General features: G+C 60.3%; 10 protein-coding genes and 1 pseudogene. 8 read left to right on the top strand and 3 right to left on the bottom strand.

Translation table 11 applies throughout. The features are described from left to right. Nucleotides 1–145: 145 nt before the first annotated feature. The 7 genes from DH08_RS15890 (at nucleotide 146) to DH08_RS15860 (ending at nucleotide 12508) form a co-directional block, all read left to right on the top strand. A complete protein-coding gene (locus DH08_RS15890) occupies nucleotides 146–1663 on the top strand; it encodes a phosphomannomutase/phosphoglucomutase (RefSeq protein WP_210328760.1) in 1518 nt (505 codons plus the stop codon). Nucleotides 1664–1676: 13 nt separating this feature from the next. Then, nucleotides 1677–3917, top strand: coding sequence for a mannose-1-phosphate guanylyltransferase/mannose-6-phosphate isomerase (locus DH08_RS15885; RefSeq protein ID WP_192180203.1), 2241 nt, complete (start codon nucleotides 1677–1679; stop codon nucleotides 3915–3917). A gap of 773 nt (nucleotides 3918–4690) precedes the next feature. Beyond that, nucleotides 4691–5644 carry a GDP-L-fucose synthase family protein gene (locus DH08_RS15880; protein WP_192180202.1) on the top strand — a complete coding sequence of 318 codons (954 nt, stop codon included), beginning with the start codon at nucleotides 4691–4693 and terminating at the stop codon, nucleotides 5642–5644. Nucleotides 5645–6337: 693 nt separating this feature from the next. After that, nucleotides 6338–7150 (top strand): calcium-binding protein, encoded by an 813-nt coding sequence (locus DH08_RS15875; protein WP_192180201.1) that lies wholly within the window; start codon nucleotides 6338–6340, stop codon nucleotides 7148–7150. 412 nt (nucleotides 7151–7562) lie between these two features. Next, nucleotides 7563–9338, top strand: coding sequence for a type I secretion system permease/ATPase (locus DH08_RS15870; RefSeq protein ID WP_246800870.1), 1776 nt, complete (start codon nucleotides 7563–7565; stop codon nucleotides 9336–9338). Then, nucleotides 9313–10626, top strand: a complete 1314-nt coding sequence (locus DH08_RS15865; protein ID WP_192180200.1) for an HlyD family type I secretion periplasmic adaptor subunit — start codon at nucleotides 9313–9315, stop codon at nucleotides 10624–10626. Before DH08_RS15870 ends, DH08_RS15865 begins: the two co-directional genes overlap by 26 nt. 1234 nt (nucleotides 10627–11860) lie before the next feature. Continuing rightward, a complete protein-coding gene (locus tag DH08_RS15860; RefSeq protein WP_345892401.1) occupies nucleotides 11861–12508 on the top strand; it encodes an FkbM family methyltransferase in 648 nt (215 codons plus the stop codon). Between the two features lie 636 nt (nucleotides 12509–13144). Here the strand turns inward: DH08_RS15860 and DH08_RS15855 are convergent. From DH08_RS15855 to DH08_RS15850, 3 genes and pseudogenes are all read right to left on the bottom strand, one after another. Further along, nucleotides 13145–14449: a SidA/IucD/PvdA family monooxygenase gene (locus DH08_RS15855; RefSeq protein WP_192180198.1), complete on the bottom strand. Its 1305-nt coding sequence runs from the start codon at nucleotides 14447–14449 to the stop codon at nucleotides 13145–13147. A gap of 762 nt (nucleotides 14450–15211) precedes the next feature. Beyond that, nucleotides 15212–15410: pseudogene (locus DH08_RS36290) on the bottom strand (transposase); the annotation flags it as partial. A gap of 337 nt (nucleotides 15411–15747) precedes the next feature. Beyond that, complete coding sequence (locus tag DH08_RS15850) at nucleotides 15748–16179, bottom strand: DoxX family protein (RefSeq protein WP_192180197.1); 432 nt, start codon at nucleotides 16177–16179, stop codon at nucleotides 15748–15750. Nucleotides 16180–16546: 367 nt separating this feature from the next. Here DH08_RS15850 and DH08_RS15845 point away from each other — a divergent pair, with 367 nt between their 5' ends. Further along, nucleotides 16547–17437, top strand: coding sequence for a LysR family transcriptional regulator (locus tag DH08_RS15845; RefSeq protein ID WP_192180196.1), 891 nt, complete (start codon nucleotides 16547–16549; stop codon nucleotides 17435–17437). The last annotated feature ends 457 nt before the right edge of the window (nucleotides 17438–17894 follow it).

The raw sequence follows: 17894 nt of genomic DNA, 5'->3' as shown, positions 1-17894 counted from the left end.
TAAGCATGAAGCTCTCCACGATCGGCTTCGGCGCTTTTGGTTTCCGGCGGCACCAAGATCCGCCAAGAGAGGCCGAAGGCGAGAGTAAGCCATTGTGCCTTTTGTCGAACTCCGCTCGCGTTTGCCTGGAGCAGCCTGACCCGTGATGATCAAACCCGTTGGCGAAGCTCGGCCCAACACCTTCGAGTTCGAAACCTCGGCGTTGATCAAGGCGTCCGGGTTTCGCGAGTATGATGCGCGCTGGTGGTTCGGCCAACCGGGCTCGGCGGAGCCGCCGGAGCTCAATCTGATCGGCGTCCAGGCGCTCGGCATGGGCCTCGGCACGCTGATCCGGCGTCTCGGCGTCGCATCCGATATCGTCACCGGCCACGATTTCCGCTCCTATTCGCTGTCGATCAAGCTGGCGCTGGTTTCCGGGCTGATGGCCGCCGGCGCACGGGTCAAGGATGTCGGGCTGGCTTTGTCGCCGATGGCCTATTTCGCCCAGTTCGCGCTGGATACGCCTTCCGTCGCCATGGTCACCGCGTCGCACAACGAGAATGGCTGGACCGGCGTCAAGATGGGCGCGGCGCGTCCTTTGACCTTCGGCCCCGAAGAGATGAGCGCGCTGAAGACAATCGTGCTTGCCGGCGACTTCGACCTTGCCGGCGGCGGCTCCTATGATTTCGTTTCAGGGTTCCGCCAAACCTATCTCGCCGACCTGACCACGGGAAAGCGCATCTTGAGACCGCTGAAGGTGGTAGTCGCCTGCGGCAACGGCACCGCCGGCGCCTTTGCGCCCGAAGCGCTGGCGCGGATCGGCTGCGAGGTGATCCCGCTCGATGTCGAACTCGATCACACCTTCCCGCGCTACAATCCCAACCCCGAAGACATGCAGATGCTGCATGCGATCCGCGACAAGGTGTTGGAGACGGGGGCCGATGTAGGGCTCGGTTTCGACGGCGATGGCGACCGCTGCGGCGTGGTCGACAATGAAGGCAACGAAATCTTCGCCGACAAGGTCGGCGTCCTGCTTGCGCGTGCCATCTCAAGCCTCCATCCCGGCTCGACCTTCGTCGTCGACGTCAAGTCGACGGGGCTATTCGCCACCGACAGCGTGCTTGAGGCCAACGGCGCCGTCACCGACTACTGGAAGACCGGCCATTCCTATATCAAGCGGCGCGTCGGCGAGCTCGGTGCCATCGCCGGCTTCGAAAAGTCCGGCCATTTCTTCTTCAACCCGCCGATCGGCCGCGGCTATGACGACGGGCTGGTCACCGCCATCGCCATTTGTCAGATGCTCGATCGCAGCCCGGACAGCACCATCGCCGATCTCTACCGCGCCCTACCGCTGACCTTCGGCACGCCGACCATGTCGCCGCATTGCGCGGACGATTTGAAATATGGCGTCGTCGAGCGTGTCGTCTCGGATTTTCAGACGATGAAGCGGGACGGCACGGTCTTCGCCGGCCAGAGGATCGCCGAACTGAGCACCGTCAACGGCGTGCGCGTCGTCGCGGAGGACGGCACCTGGGGGCTGGTGCGGGCGTCGTCAAACAAGCCGGAGCTTGTCGTTGTGGTCGAGAGCCCAGTATCGTCCGAGCGGCGCCGTCAGATGTTCGAAGGCGTAGATGCCGTGCTGCGCCGCAGCCCCGAAGTCGGCCCGTACAATCAGACCTTCTGAGCGCGAGAACGAAATGGCCGAGCGGCTTGTCAGTTTTGTCATGAGCGGCGGCGTCGGCTCGCGGCTCTGGCCGCTGTCGCGCGAGGACAATCCCAAGCAGTTCCATGATTTTTCCGGCGACGGCTCGATGTTGGCCAAGACGTTGCGTCGGCTGACGGCGAGACCGGAAGGCGAAACGCCGATCTTCCTGATCGCCTCGGAGCGGCATGCCGACCGCGTTCATGCCGACCTTGCCGGCCTCGATCTCGCCGGCGGCGGACCGCTGTTCGAGCCGGCCGGCCGCAACACCGCCGCCGCCGTCGCGCTGGCGGCGCTGCGCACGCTGTCCGAGTTCGGCGACAGCCTGGTGCTGGTGGTGCCGTCCGACCATGAGATATCAACCCCGCGCCAATTCTGGCAGAGTGTCGAAGCCGGCACCGAGGCGGCGCGCGAGGGCAGGCTGGTGGTGTTCGGCATCAAGCCGACACAGCCTGAGACCGGCTACGGCTATATCGAAGTCGCAGCCGAAAGCGGCGGCACCTACAACGTGTCGCGCTTCGTCGAAAAGCCGGACCTTGCGACTGCGCAGGGCTATCTCCAGGCCGAAAAATTCTATTGGAACACCGGCATCTTCCTGTTTCGCGCCGGCGCCATGCGCGATGCCTTTGCAGCTTTTGCGCCAGAGATCTGGCAGGCCACCGAGGCGGCCTTCCACGCGGCGACCAGCGATCTCTCCGGCCTCTACATGCCGCTGGAGCTCTATTCCGCCATCCCCTCGACTTCGATCGACTACGCCGTCATGGAACGGGCGAGCGACATCGCCATGGTGCCGGCCGGCTTCCGCTGGAACGATCTCGGCTCATGGCAGTCGCTGCTCGATGTCGGCCCTGCCGACGACCAGGGCAATGTTGTCATCGGCGATGTCGTCGCCATCGACTGCGAGAACTCCTACATCCGCGGCGAGGGCCGCCTGCTGTCGGCGATCGGCATGAAGGATGTCGCCATCGTCTCGACATCAGACGCCACCTTCGTCGCCCCGGTCAGCCACAGCCAGCACGTCAAGAAGATCGTCGAGCAGCTCGAAAAATCGGGCCGGCTGGAAACCCGGTTCACGCCGGCGCATGACCGTGTCATCGAAAGCGGCGCCTGGCGGCGGCGCGTGCATCACTGGCTGTTTCAGGAGACCTTGCCGCTGTGGTCGACATCCGGCGTCGACGAGCGCCATGGCGGTTTTCACGAAGCGCTCGGCTTTGATGCTTCGCCGCTGATGAAGCCCAAACGTATGCGCACCATGGCAAGGCAGGTCTATGCCTTCGCCGTCGCCAAAGCGCGCGGCTGGGACGGTCCGGCCGACCGGCTGATCAGCCACGGCATCGACTTCATCGCCGGGAAGGGCCGCACCGACAAAGGCGGCTGGGTGCGCACGCTGAATGTCGATGGCAGCGTCGCAGATGCCACCGAGGATGCCTACGATCATTCCTGCGTGCTGCTGGCACTGGCGCATGCGCATATGTCGGGCAATCCCGACGCCTTGCGGCTCGGCGAAGAGACCTTCGCCTTTCTCGATGCGCATCTCGAGGACAGCCGCATGACCGGCTTCCTTGAGACATCGGACGGGGAGGGCGAGCGACGCTCCAACCCGCATATGCATCTGCTCGAAGCTTTCATGGCATGGCATCAGGCGAGCGGCGAGCGTGCCCATCTGCGCCGCGCGGCGCGCATCATCGACCTGTTCCGTAGCCATTTCTTTGACGCCGAAAGCTGGACGCTGGGCGAGTATTTCGATGCCGAGTGGAAACCCTCCGCCGGCGAGAAAGGGTCCTGGACCGAGCCCGGCCATCATTTCGAATGGGCCTCGCTGCTGGTCGATTTCGCCGGCCGCAGCGGCCAGGCCGAACTGAGCGGCTTCGCCCGGAAACTCTATGCCTCGGCCATCGCCAACGGCCTCAACCGCGCCACCGGCCTTGCCTATGGCGCCGTGTCACGGCAAGGCCTGCCGCTCGACCTCGTCTCACGCAGCTGGCCGCAGGCCGAAGCGGTCAAGGCGGCGATTGCGCTCGACGGTTCAGGCGGGCCTGATCTCAAGCCGGAGATCGAGGCACGTGTCGGCAGGCTGTTCCGCTGGCACATCGACCCGGCACCGCTCGGCCTCTGGATCGATCGCATCGACGAACGCGGCCGTTCGCTGGCGACCGATGTGCCGGCCAGCATCTTTTATCATCTGGTCTGCGCGCTGACCCAGTATCTGGACAGCACGGTAGAGAGGGAGAGCTGAGGGGCTGGAGTTGCCAATCTCCCCCCGGCACGGCGCAGCCCCTGCGCGAGCCGAAGTGCCTGGCCCCTCCTCTCCGACAAGATTGCCAACGTCGACCCTGGCTTCGGCATCGAACGCCTTGGGGCGACGATCGCCGAGCCACTCGGCGGATGGCGACGGCCCCGTACCGGTGACACCTGGCCCGGTGATTGGCCGCGACCGGCACGCCTGCTGCCCAGGCCGGAGGCGATCAGACGATGACTGCTTCTGCCCGGATCACCGCCCGTCACGTTTACCTGGCGCGGTGTTAGCCGGGGCGTGAAGTGGGCCAACTGCCCAGAGCTGGTGGAAGCGTGACGCCGAGCGCGCCGCGGTCTGCGATTATTTCCGCGTTGAGGACGGGGCGGGCGAGCGTTTCTGGCCTATCGCGCGGGGCGAGATCTAGATCAAGCCGTTGAAGCATGTCCTCAGTTATCCATATCGTGGATGCGTTTCATCGAAACAAACGATTTCACCAATCTTGCGGAACCTTGCATAGGAACAATTCAAGGATGGGCCCTAAGAATAGTTATCGATATTCGCGTTCGCTCCGAGGAGTATTTTCTCGTGTACGCCAAACATCACTGAGGCGCATGTCCATGCGGCCAGGTTCTTCCGCGCTCTGCGCAAGCTACATCGCGTTGGCTCGACGCGACAAGCTTCCCCAAGTGATTTCTCTGGCAGCCGGCGGCATGCAGGCTGAGCAGCTCCGTCCGATATACAAATTCTAGGCGTAAGCAGATGAGAATGAAGACATGAAAAAAGTCTATGTAGCGGGCCATCGCGGCCTTGTTGGATCCGCCACAGTGAGGGCCCTCGCGGCCTTAGAATCGTATGAAATAATAACGCGGACTCACGATGAACTGGATCTCTCCGATCGGACCGCGACCCGCGAGTTCTTTATGTCGCAAAGACCGGATTACGTCATTATGTGCGCCGCAAAGGTTGGTGGGATTCTTGCCAACGCAAGCTTTCCGGTTGATTTCCTTCACAACAATCTCGCGATTCAAGTCAGCGTTTTTGATGCCGCCCACGCATCCGGTGTCGAGCGGATGATCTTTCTGGGTAGCTCGTGTATCTACCCACGGGATTGCCCGCAACCGATACGAGAGGACTACCTTCTATCCGGTCCGCTTGAAGCGACTAATCGTCCCTACGCCTTGGCAAAGATAGCAGGCGTTGAATCATGCTGGTCTTTCAACCGACAGTACCGGACGCGCTATCTCGCGTTGATGCCGACCAACTTGTATGGTCCCGGAGATAATTATCACCCCGACAACTCTCACGTTCTGCCTGCTCTGATGCGACGTTTTCATCAGGCCAGAATGAACGGTGACTCCTCGGTCGTGGTCTGGGGATCCGGAAGGCCCCGGCGAGAATTGATGTACTCTTTGGATATAGGGGATGCCATTGCATTCCTGCTCGGCCTGCCGGATTCAGATTTTGACGACTTGACGGCTCCCGAGACCGCGCCTCTGATCAATGTTGGCGTTGGAGAGGACGTCACAATTCGCGACCTGGCGGAACTGATTAAGGCGACGGTCAGCTACGAGGGCGATTTGGTGTTCGACACGACAAAGCCAGACGGCACACCGCGCAAGCTGCTGGACGTATCGCGCTTGCATACTCTTGGCTGGAAAGCCAAAACGCCTCTTGGTGCCGGGTTGCAAGCGACGTACGAGGATTTTCTCCGCCATCATAAAGCTTGACGTTGATGCTCACAGCCTGGCTGGCTGCATGTTCGATCTGGTTCCAACTTTCCTGCGCCATTCAAATCTGGCATCGCCGACGCGAGAGGTGCGCGAAGCACTCATATTCCGGCTAACGGCCTGGTTCGCCCCAAATTAGGCCGCTAGCACACGCCAGGACAACATCGTCGGCACTTTGCGGACGGCGACTGGCGTGGGACCGCGCGCGACCTGCCACGAGTTGAAGGCGGCAGACTCCGGTTCAGGGCGCCGACCGGAGCGGCCGCACCATGTTCGCATTGGTTCGCCTTATCCAAATCCAGGCCGGAGGCCCCCGCCAAGCCCACTGCGTGATGCAGATGATCTGAAACGCGCTCTGTTGTTTGCTGTCCGCAGCCCTGCGCGTCCCCAGCGGGGCCGGACACCGTGGTCAGGACTGTCGCCGACCCGAATCGAGCCTATGAGATCGACACATCGATATTGCGCCGAACGAACATCACGGTTGGCAGCTTGTGCAGGAGGCCCGGGCCATCTCACAGGAAGGCTGCCGCGCCAGGGAGGCCCGCAACTGCTAAGCAGAGAGGCGAATTGCACGTGAACGCATCCATTCCGTAAATGTGTTCCATCAAAGCAAACGATTACTCTGATGATCCGATAAGGAATATGAAGGCGCGCTAGGTGGCGTGGTGGGCTGCATCATTAGGAGTATTTGCGATGGTAAACATTATCAAGGGTGGCTCGCGTTCCGAGACGCTCCTCGGCACCGCGCTTGACGATTTGATGGGGGGTTACCAGGGCAATGACTGGATTGACGCACGTGGCGGCAACGACGAAATCTCGGCTGGCGAGGGCAGTGACCAAGCCATCGGCGGCGAGGGCAACGACCGCATCTTCGGCGAAGATGGCTGGGACCATCTCTCCGGCGACAACGGCCGCTACGAACCGCGCATCGTCGGCGCGGACAATGACAGGCTGGACGGCGGTCCCGGCGAGGACGTCATCTACGTGGGTGACGGCCAGGACACTCTGATCGGGGGCGCGGACAATGACACGTTCCTGTTCCAGTTCCACAATCCGATGTCTGGGGTCGACCCGAGGTACGATTCGAAGCCGGACATCAGCACTATCGTCGATTTCAACCGGACGGAGGATAAGTTCGCCTTCGATGCGGTGGGCCTCGACAACGACGGTTTTGGCGCGAACTTCGTCAATAACGCCAGCGTACAGTCTGGCTCCCCGGTCAGCAGCTTCTACAGCGGTGCGGCCTCGGGTGCGAAGGGCGAGCACGTCGTGGTGATCACTGACGAACCTTTCACCTCTGCCTCTGCCGCCGCGAGTGCGATCTCCGGCGAGGCCCCCGGCGACATCATCGTCTACCACTACAACGACGGCATCAACAGAATGGCGAATTTGGCCTATGTCACCTCCGAGAACCATGCGGAGGACTTCGTTCACCTGAGCGGTATACACAGCTTGGCCGACCTGGCCGGCATGGGCCTGACCGCGTCGGACTTCAGCTTCGTTTGATCCGGAAAACCCGTACGGAACCCGCGCCCCGCCACCCCCGGCGGGCGCTTTCCTTTTCAGCTACTTGCGGCTGGCCGTGGCGCCTGAGAGCCGGCGCAGCGTGTAAGATTGATGAAGCCAAGCGCGTCGCGCTGATCGTACACCGAATCCTCCTTGAAGGGGTCGAGGCGGTAAAGCTGTTCGGGCCCTTTCGGCCGGCGACGATGACATTGCCCTTCCAAGGCTTCAGCCGGACGGTGTTGTTTGACCCGCTCCATCAATGCCGGGTTAACATAGTCGGCGGGAGCACTGATCCTGAATCAGCGAGCGGATGCGGTCGGTGTCGTAGGCCGTTCGGCGAGCACTGTCTGGTGCTGGATCGCCAGATCCTCAAAATGCTTGTTAACGGAGGCCCTCCCTGAGTAGCCATTCTTTGAACGTTTCAGCTTTGAGGCCCTTCCCTCTGACTTCCACTATTTGGGGAGTTTTATTGATCAGTGGTGTGGTCAACCTGCTTGCGCTGACCTCGCCGCTGTTCATGCTCCAGGTCTACGACCGCGTTCTTGCAAGTGGCAGCGTACCGACGCTAGTGGGACTCGTCGTGCTTGCTGCGGGGCTTTTTGCGTTCCAGTGCATGCTCGACATTCTGCGCGCCCGCGTGCTGCTCCGGATCGGCGAGCGTTTCGATGGACAGTTTTCCGGACGCGTTCACGATGCTATCGTTCGCCTTCCGCTTTCAACGCGCATGCCGGGCGACGGCTTGCAGCCGCTTCGCGATCTCGACAATGTTCGCGGATTCCTAGGTGGAAACGGTCCGACCGCGTTCTTCGATCTGCCATGGATGCTGCTTTATCTTGGCATTTGCTTCCTCTTTCATTTCTGGATCGGCATGACGGCGCTTATCGGGGCGATCATCCTCATATCTCTGACATTTCTTACCAACGGCCTCTCGCAGCGGCCGATACGCGATACCATTGCCCACAATATGGTCCGCAATGGCCTACTGGAAGCAGCACGCCGCAATGCCGAGGTCGTGCAAGCTCTCGGTCTCGGAAAGCGGATCGCTGCCCGATGGCACCAGGCCAATGCCAAGTATCTGGCCGCCAATCGGAAAGCAGGGGACGTCGCAGGTGGACTCGGTGGCATTTCAAAGTCGCTGCGCGTGATGCTGCAATCGGCCATTCTTGCCGTCGGCGCGTACTTGGTCATCAGGCAGGAGGCTACGGCCGGGATCATGGTTGCCAGCTCGATCATGATGGGGCGTGCGCTGGCTCCGGTCGATCTGGCCATTTCGAACTGGAAACCCTTCCTTATGGCGCGCCAGAGTTGGGCCCGGCTGGAGGACCTCATGGCAAAGGTCACTGAACCCGGCCCTGTTATGCCAATGCCTGCACCTGAACGCGAACTGCGCGTCGAAGGCGTGACAATCGTTCCGCCCGGCGAAAAGAAGCCGACCGTGACCGGCCTTGCGTTTGCCGTTCAGGCCGGAAGAGCACTCGGGGTCATCGGTGCATCGGGTTCCGGCAAGTCGACACTCTCGCGGGCCATCGTCGGCGCATGGGCGCCGGCCGCCGGAAAGGTTCGCATCGACGGCGCAAGCCTCGATCAATGGGACCGGGAAGCACTGGGCCGTCATGTCGGTTATCTGCCGCAAGGCGTTGAACTGTTCGACGGCACCATTGCCGAAAACATCGCTCGTTTTGAAGATAATCCTGACCCTGAGGCTATTGTCGCCGCGGCGAAGGCAGCGGGCACGCACGAACTGATCCTCCGATTTGAGCAGGGTTACGAAACTCCGATCGGTGAGGCCGGATCGGCACTTTCGGCCGGGCAGCGTCAGCGTATCGGTCTTGCCCGTGCTCTCTATCGCGACCCGTTCCTTGTTGTGCTTGATGAACCCAATGCCAATCTTGATGCGGAAGGCGAGGCCGCCGTCGTTGAGGCGATCGCCTCCGTCCGCGAGCGTAGGGGCGTTGCGGTTGTCGTCGCCCATCGGCCGAGCGCCATCCGCGCCGTGGATTACGTGTTGATGATGGAAGGTGGGCGGCAGAGAGCCTTCGGTCTGCGTGATGAGGTGCTTCCCAAGGTCCTGAAGGCTGGAGCGATGGCACCAGGCGCCGGGGTCAAGGCCACCGGGTCGACGCAGGATAACGTGCGAGAGTGCGCTGACATGGAGGATCCCGATGTCCGGCATCGATCAGAACAATGACGTTTCCAGCTCCATTCGCCGGCACCTGTCGGCAGGCCTACTGGCGAGCGTGATCTTTGTCGGAGGAGCCGGAGTCTGGGCGGCCGTCACGAATCTCTCCGGCGCGGTTCTCGCGTCCGGACACTTTGTCGTCGATTCCTATGTGAAGAAGGTGCAGCACCCAACCGGCGGGGTTGTGGGAGAAATCCTGGTGGGCGAAGGCGACAAGGTAAAAGCCGGCGACATCGTCATGCGGCTCGATGCCACCCAGACGCGCGCCAATCTCGCCATCGTCACCAAGCGGCTCGATGAGCTGGCCGCCCGGCTCGCACGGCTCGAAGCTGAGCGTGACGATCTGGCGGAGATCGCCTTCCCGGACTGGCTGCTTGCCCGCAAAGATGTTCCGGACGTAGCTTCGGCAATACATAGTGAGACGCGGCTGTTCGAATTCCGCAGACAATCCCGAGAAGGACGGCAGGCCCAGCTAGCGGAGCGCATTACCCAATATGAGCACGAGATGGAGGGGCTCAAGGCGCAGGAGATTGCTTATGAGAAAGGCATTGAGATTCTCCAAAAGGAAATTGCTGCCCTGAGCGGGTTGCGGGAACAAGGAATTGTCTCGGACCAACGCTTGAACGGCCTGAAGACACAGGTTGTCACTTTCGGCGGCGAACGCGGTGAGAAGATCGCCTATCAGGCACAGTCGGCAGGCCGCATCACCGAAACGCGCCTGCAGATCCTGCAGATCGATCAGGATCTCAAGACGGAAGTCGGCCAGGAGCTCAGAGAGGTTCAGGCGCAAGTAGGGGAATATGTCGAGCGCAAGGTGGCGGCTGAAGACGAACTGCGACGGATCGATATTGTCGCGCCGCAATCCGGCATCGTTCAACAACTCGCGGTTCATACGGTCGGCGGAGTGATCACGCCTGCCGATCCGATTATGCTAATTGTACCAGAAGGCGACGATCTCGCGCTGGAAGTACGGATCACCCCCAAGGATATCGATCAAATCCAGCTTGGTCACAAGGCCGTGCTGCGGATGTCAGCCTTCAATCTGAGAACCACGCCCGAATTGAACGGATATGTCAGCCGGGTCGCAGCCGATCTGGCGACGGACGAAAAGACCGGCATTTCCTATTACCTGGTGCGCATATCGGTCCCGCATACGGAACTGACGAAGCTCAAGGACCTGACGCTTGTGCCTGGCATGCCGGCCGAAGCAATGGTCCAGACGAGTGAGCGTACGGCGTTTTCCTACCTTGTGAAGCCGCTATCCGACCAAATCAGCCGGGCGTTCCGCGAGGAATAGAATACTAGACCTTTTTTCTGCTGACCTCTTTCATTCTGCAAGGCCAAGGCACGAGTAATGTCATCCCCTACTTCAACGGCAAATTGGAGATTTTCTCAATCCGTTTCTTCTCGCAAGCGCTTTAAGCCACCTCGTACGCTAGCTCTGCACCTTCGGCGACAGCTATAGAGAGCATTCTCGCAACGTTGAATACCAGTGATGTTGTCCGTCGAATGTTAACGCTTCAGATCAGACGGATCTCGACGCCAGCCGCGTAAGTCGAAACGCCCAGCAACTTTGCCGCAAGCGGGGTCGAATAGCCGCTGATCCCGAAGGCATCGCGCGTGGGCCTACAATTCCTCGAGCAATGCAGGAAGCGCCGACCTCATCAATGACACTGCAAGAGCCGGAAAGACGTGAGCACTCCGTCGATCGCTTGAACGCCTCGGCTTCGTCGTTCTGCGTGTTGGCGGTTACTGCCGTTGCGCGACTTCCGGTTGGACTTGGCCCAACGTCCTAACTGAGAGATCGGCCGGTCTCGCCGTCGAGCATTGGCACTTGCTTCAGCGACGATATTCCTTGTTGTGCCGAACCATATAGTGGCCGGAGGCCCATGAAGCCGGTTGTCGAAGGTGCCCTTGCTGTCAATGGCCCTTAGGCGCCTTTGGTGAGACTCCCCCGAAACCGTCGGATCGGCACCTCCGCGGAATGAGGCCGAAGAGATCGCTGCGGATTTGCTGATGGGCAGCCTGAGCGGTGCCAGAGACGAGGCAATGTCCGACTTTCACATTGAGCCCGGAAGAAATCGCGCGCCTTCACTCAAAGCGTAATCGGGTCGGCGGAGGGCGCTACCCGCCGAGCGTAGTCCACTCCCGGGCAATCGCAGGTGCATGGTATGAATGCATCCATCCTGTGCATGGGTCCCATCAGAACAATCGATTTTACCAATTATAGAGAATAGCGGATATGAAAACGTCGGTCGGAAGCACAGGTCTACGGAAAATGTGAGCTGCCATTCGCCGGATGTCGATCTTATGGCCCAGACTGGCGCGGTCGTCGCAGGACCATTCGAAAACAATAGAGTTGGGCCGAGCCAGCCCGGAGTTCCGCTTGATATACGCTCCCGCGCGCATCGCGCGTGCAATTGAGGCGTCGAGGGTGAAGTTCAATGAATATACTGCGGTCTTTTATAGAAAGCCTGCCAATTTCTATACGGCGCGCCGCGCAAAATCTCCAGGAGCGCGTACGGGAACCGATTTCTTCGTTAGAAGTACATCGGCAGATTGTTTCGCTGCTCCAAAAGCCCAATCCTGTCATCTTGGACATCGGCTGCAATGACGGAACGGATACGCGACGTTTTCTCAGGCTTTGCCCAAAGGCTCAGCTCTACTGCTTTGAGCCCGACCCTCGAGCAGCTGCTCGCTTTAAGAAATACATGAGGCTGTACCTGGATAAGGTGAGGCTATTTGAGATCGCGATCAGTAACCGAAATGGCAGGATTGATTTCCATCCAAGCAATGCAGATGGAAGTGCGAAGGAATGGGACCAATCCGGCTCGATACGCCGACCCAAGAATCATCTTGTCGAACATGATTGGGTTCGGTTCGATCGCCCCATCTCAGTCGAAACTCGAAAGCTTGACGACTGGTGCAGCGAAGCGAACCTGAACAAGATCGATTTTATCTGGATGGATGTGCAGGGAGCCGAGTCAGATGTCATCGCTGGCGGCAGACAGACCTTGAGCAACACGCGCTTTATCTACACGGAATACAGCGACCACGAGCTCTATGAAGGCCAGCTGTCCCTCCCAGCCATTCTTGATCTTTTGCCTTCGTTCGAATTAGTGACCCGCTATCCACGCGGAGTGGAGGGCGATGTATTGCTTAGGAATACAAGCCTCTAGAACAGGCGCCCGTTCTGCTTCTGCCCTGCTACAGCCCTCCATCCTCATTGGAGATCCACAAGCCGCTGGGCTGTGAGCATGGTACCGTGAGCGGTCGCAGCATGCTTGATTGGACCGAGGCCTGGCTGCCCTTGCAAATCCGTCGCAACAGGCGAAGCGAGGCAAAGGAATTGGCGCCGTGAAGGCCTGACATTTTCAGCTAAAGGCCATCTCAGGGGCCTAATTTTAGGAGTTGGAAAAATTAGGTGCCTAGCTGTGAGCCTTGGCCAAGCCCAGTGAATCAAACGGGATCATGGACGAACCGTCGGAGAAGCTCGGCGCCATCAAGGTTCAGGGGTTCCGTAAACTGGGCCGGATCAATCGCCTCATCTGGTCCAGCAGTGACACGCATCGCCAAAGGCCGGTCCCATCCGTTTGACGTCCGACCCAGCATGGGCCGCCAAGGCCACTACGCTCTTTCGAGTGAGCGACTTATACGGGCTTGACGACCGTAGGGAAAATGCACGCCCTGCGATGCGCCGATAGGCCCAAGGGCTTGTTCGGTCACGAGGATTTCGGAGAAGGCTCCGGCCTTCGCCGCAGCGGAGGCGGACATCATTCCTAGGATGCCACCGCCGATGATCAGAAGTCGACGAGTCATATCCCGCTGCCCATTTCTTCGGCCACGGGTTCGGGCCGGCACTCGATGGGGGTACGGCCGATGAAGCCAGGATGCTCGGGATTCGCGCATGGCACGCGCCCCAGAAGGCTGTCGAGGATGCGACGCGCGCGCCAGGCCAGCAGGCCTAGGTTCGGATCGGCCAGCCCGCGCTGCCCGGGGCTCGCGTTCTGTACGAAGATGCGTCTGTCACGCGGTCCGTCCCAGCGCACGGAAAAATCCTCGCGAATAGCCAACTCATTGTCGATCTGCTCCAGCCGGTCAGCGATCGGTTCCAAGAAGTCTGGCAGGGCGTTCTGGTAACCGGTGGCCAGGATGACGAAGTCGGCAGTGACTTCTTCGACCTCGTCCATGTCGTGCTGGAGGGTCATGCTGTGACCCGCACCGGCGTTGAAGCAGCGCGAAACGTTGCAACCCGGCCGCAGTGTGATGTCGCATCGGTTTGGCTCGAGAAATGCGTGGCGGTATAGCGCCTGATAGATCGCGCGCAACGTGGTTTCCGAAATGCCGTCCGAGGCGAGCACGAAACGACGCAGGAGCAGCTTGCGCTGCGACTCGCTCATCGCCGCGAAACGATCCGAAAAGCAGGGCATGAACAACTCGTTTGTGAACGGGCTGTTGTCGATGGGCAGGTAGTTTTCGCGCTGCGAAACCCAAGTGATCGAGGCAGGCCGCCGTTCTTTCGGCAGGCCGACAAGGTGCAACAGCACCTCGGCTCCCGACTGGCCCCCGCCAACCACGCAGACATGCCTTTTTCGCACCTCAGGATGGATGTGCAGTAAAACAGAAGAGTGGAACAGGTTGCGTCCAGTCCAGCCCTGAAACTGAGGCGGAATATGCGCCCGCTTGCCGATGCCGACCACAACGTTTCTGGCGCCGAGAACCACGTTATCGGTCCGCACCCGAAACTCGCCGTCAAAGCGGATTTCGCGCACCGTCTCGCCGCCGCGGACAAGTGGGTTCTTTTGCAAGGCCCAGTTCAGGTATTGCTCGAACTCAGCTAGGAGCACGGCCTCGAACTGTGCGTTCAGGAAGTGGTACAGACGCCCGTTCTCGTGCAGGTAGTTTATGAAAGTGTAGGCTGATCGCGGATTCACCAGCGTGACCAGATCCTTGAAGTGGCTGACCTGGAGCTCCGAGGAATCGAATGCGATGCCTGGATGCCAGCGGAAGTCGACCTGCCGATCCAGGAACAGCGCCCCTTGCCCAATTTCTTCGTGTATCTGACACGCAAGACTCAAATTCGACGGCCCGGCTCCGACCCCAATGCAAGAAGGCTCCACTAGCTTTGCTCCTATTGGTGTTTCCCAAACTTAGCGGCATGTTCGCGGCGAATATCGGCCATAGCCATTGGGCTTACTCCCCCTCTCGCGGGCATTCTCGAGCCGCGGTCCCGACCGGATGTGCGAGTAAGCCAAGGGCCTGCGCGCCTCCGTCGTCGGTCTCAAGGTCGGCGATATCGACAGCGGGCGCCGCGTCATCCGGGTCTGGCACGGCACCGCTATGTGATGCTGTCGAGCGCATCTTACGGGGCAACTGGCGGCTGCCCGACCGTAGGATGGCTGTTTTCCGGTCGCGACGGAAGCGGCCCTATCCATGTACAGGCCCTGTATTCGGCCTTTCGCCGGACTGGCGGCACCGGAGAGCGCAGTCTTCACGGCGGCGACGGCAGTTTCGGTAAGCATGATCATGGGACGACGTCTCGCTGATGCGTTCGGAGACCCCGTGCAAGGACCGCGCCAGAGGCGAAAAATTTATTAAAGCAGTGAGTTAGCGGATTGCTGTCCAATCGGAAATCCGACACCGTCGGAAATCCGACATCGATCGGACGGCGGCCCCCTCACGGCGGCGCCCCTCCCCCGCTGCCGGGCATACGGGTCACGTACCACGGCGGGTCGACCGAATTGAGCTTGGGCGGAGACATAGCGAAGTAGAAGCGCAGGGCTTATTGGACCGCCGGGTGTCCTGACATGCGCCAGAACCCCGTTGCACGGCAACCGCAGCACTCACGGCGGCGAACCTCGGCAAGGCGCCGATTGATCGGCGGGCACCGCAAAATCGGCGATCTCGCCGAAGAAGTTCAGCCTGCCCGCTTCATAGGCGGCCTGCGGTTCTTCCAGGAGGAGGCGTCTAAACAGGCGCGACAGGACGCGCGCCGGCAGGAAGAAGCCGGGGCCGGCAAGAGATCCAGCGCGTGCCGTTAGGGGAGAGACCTCCGCCAGGCACGATGCAGTAGAGGTGGGGTTGAGGTTCTGGCCCCAAAGGTCGGCGGTGCCGACTCGCCGCAGAATAATGGCGACGCCTGTGTCCTCGGCGGCTTCGGCAAGTCGCTGGATGCTCTGGCTGATGACGATGCTCGCGTTGTCCGCGTCGCGGTGAACGTAGGGCGCTCAGTGAAATCGTCATGAGCGCCTATCCCCACATCCCCGCGCGTAGTTCTGGAGGACTTCAGGACTGTAATGCGCGCCCGCACTTGGCTGGCGCGCCTCTCATGGGGTTGCAACTCCAGGTGCGAGGAGTCAGCCACCCGGACATGATGGCGCAGTAATCGAACAGCTTGCGGTTCCACTCTCTCGGACTCTCATCCGCGCGGCGGAATTGGCGCCTTCTTACCGCGGCCCCAAAGGATGAACATTGAAAGGGCGAGTAGGATGATGTTGAGCGGCACGACCGAGGCCTCGCCACGAGACAAATGAAAGATTATCGCAGCAATTTGCAGCAGCACACAACCAAGTGCAGCCAGAACGGTGAGGCGTGGCTGAATTCGAGTCAGTGCAGGAAAAAGCACGCCAAATCCACCCGCGATGTCGATGAGACCCATAAGGTGCAGGAACCATGGGGGCACTGCGCCGGGCCAGACCCACATTGCCGCCAATTGATCGACGGGCATGAACAGCTTCATGCCACCAAACAGGGTAAAGGACGTAAAAACGATCAGTTGTGCGATCCACAGCCCGGCTCGCAACGGCTTCCCTGCTGGCTGTGTAGGCGCAAAACTCAAGGCATTTGACATCTGATAACTCCATAAGGCTGATGAAAGCACCACCTCTCGGGGTGCAGGCAGGGTAGCCGGCAAATACGGGCTGGCGCGTTATTCCTGCCTGTTGGAGCCATTTTAGATCGCCGCACCACCAAAGAAAGTGATGAAATTTCGGTATAATCCTTCAAATAAACTGATATAGTGACTGCACCTTTTACGGCAATCCGAGCGGAAACGTCCTTATGCCGGCGATCTGCGGCACCGCGTCGCTTGATGAAGCTCCTGGCCAACCAATCGACGGAAAGCGAAGGCAGGGACGACTGGCAGGTTGTGGGGCTGATAGGCTCGAAGCCACCCGCACTTGTTCGTCTGAAAAACGGTCAGATCTTTGGGCATGATTATGGACGCACTCACCCTCGACCAATTCCTGGTATTCGTCACGGTCGTCCAAGAAGGGAGCTTTGCCGCGGCTGCTCGACGAATGAACCGGGCGCAGTCAGCGATCACCTACACCATTCAGAAATTGGAGGAACAGAGCGGGTTTCCTCTTTTTGATCGCTCGGCCTATCGCCCGGTTCTCACGGAAGCGGGCAAAGCCTTGGTACCGCGAGCGCGGCGCATCCTTGACGACGTCGCAGATTGGCGGCACCAAGCGCAAGGAATTTCAAAGGGGCTCGAGGCACAACTCACCCTGGCAATTGTGTCCTACGCTCCCGCGACGCTGCTGAGCCAGGTGCTTGGGGAATTCAGCCGGGCTTTCCCTTTCGTCGAAATTCGCATCTTGACCGAAACCTTCGATGCAGCAGCCAAAGCCTTACGCAACGGAACAGCTGACCTGGGTTTGCTTGCTGAGCGCCAACCTGATGAATTCGAGCGGCGGGTGTGCGGGCGGATCGATCTCGTTCCGGTCGCGGCACCAACGCATCCGCTTGGCAATATTGACGGGCCATTCAGCGCAACGATCCTGCGGAACTACACACAATTGGTTATTAGCCCCGCCCCCCAAGTTGACAGTGGGCGAGACTATGGCGTGCATGCAGCCAACCGGTGGCGCGTCAACGACCTTCAGACGAAATACGACCTTATCCTTGCCGGCGTCGGCTGGGGTTCAATGCCACGGTCACGAGTCGAGGAGGATATTGCCGCCGGACGGTTAATCGAGCTGAGGCCAGAAAGCTGGGAGGGCTCTGATGTGATGCCAAGCTTTCCATTGGTTATCGCCTACAGGAAGGAAAAGGCCCGGGGTCCCGCTGGAGCATGGCTGATCGAAAAATTTGCTTCCCATAGATAATTGCGCGATTGGAGGTCAGTCCGTGAAAAGGTGGCTTTTTCGGTGCTCGTCTGACCACAAGGGCCGGCGGACCGAGACGGCTTCCTCTGGGGCGGTGTCGAGCAGGCTTTCAACCGAATAGATGGTCACGCCCTCACCATCGCACTGCCTCGATGACTGGCGCGGGGCGGCGATATCTGTTCGCTGCTCGGCGGCGTCACCGCCGGGAGCCCATGGGTCTGCGCCGCTCAGCATCTGGGCCGTTGTGCTCGCCGTACGATGTCCCAGCTCCCGCACCGCCACTCGGGGCAGCGCGCTGGCAGGCTCGCATCACTGGCCATCGCAGTCCAGCAGGGCAAGCCTCACTGACATTCGTCACAATGCGATGGGGCAACTTCCTCAGCCCTGTTCGGACTTCCGGACAGCCGCTGCAAGCATCGCCTGACCGACACCCCGGTCGCCTTGGGCGTTCAGCTTT

The organism is Mesorhizobium amorphae (assembly GCF_014843845.1).
Lineage (GTDB): Bacteria > Pseudomonadota > Alphaproteobacteria > Rhizobiales > Rhizobiaceae > Mesorhizobium > Mesorhizobium amorphae_A.
The sequence above is the reverse complement of the archived record's forward strand: the minus strand, read 5'-3'. Positions and strand labels throughout refer to the sequence as shown.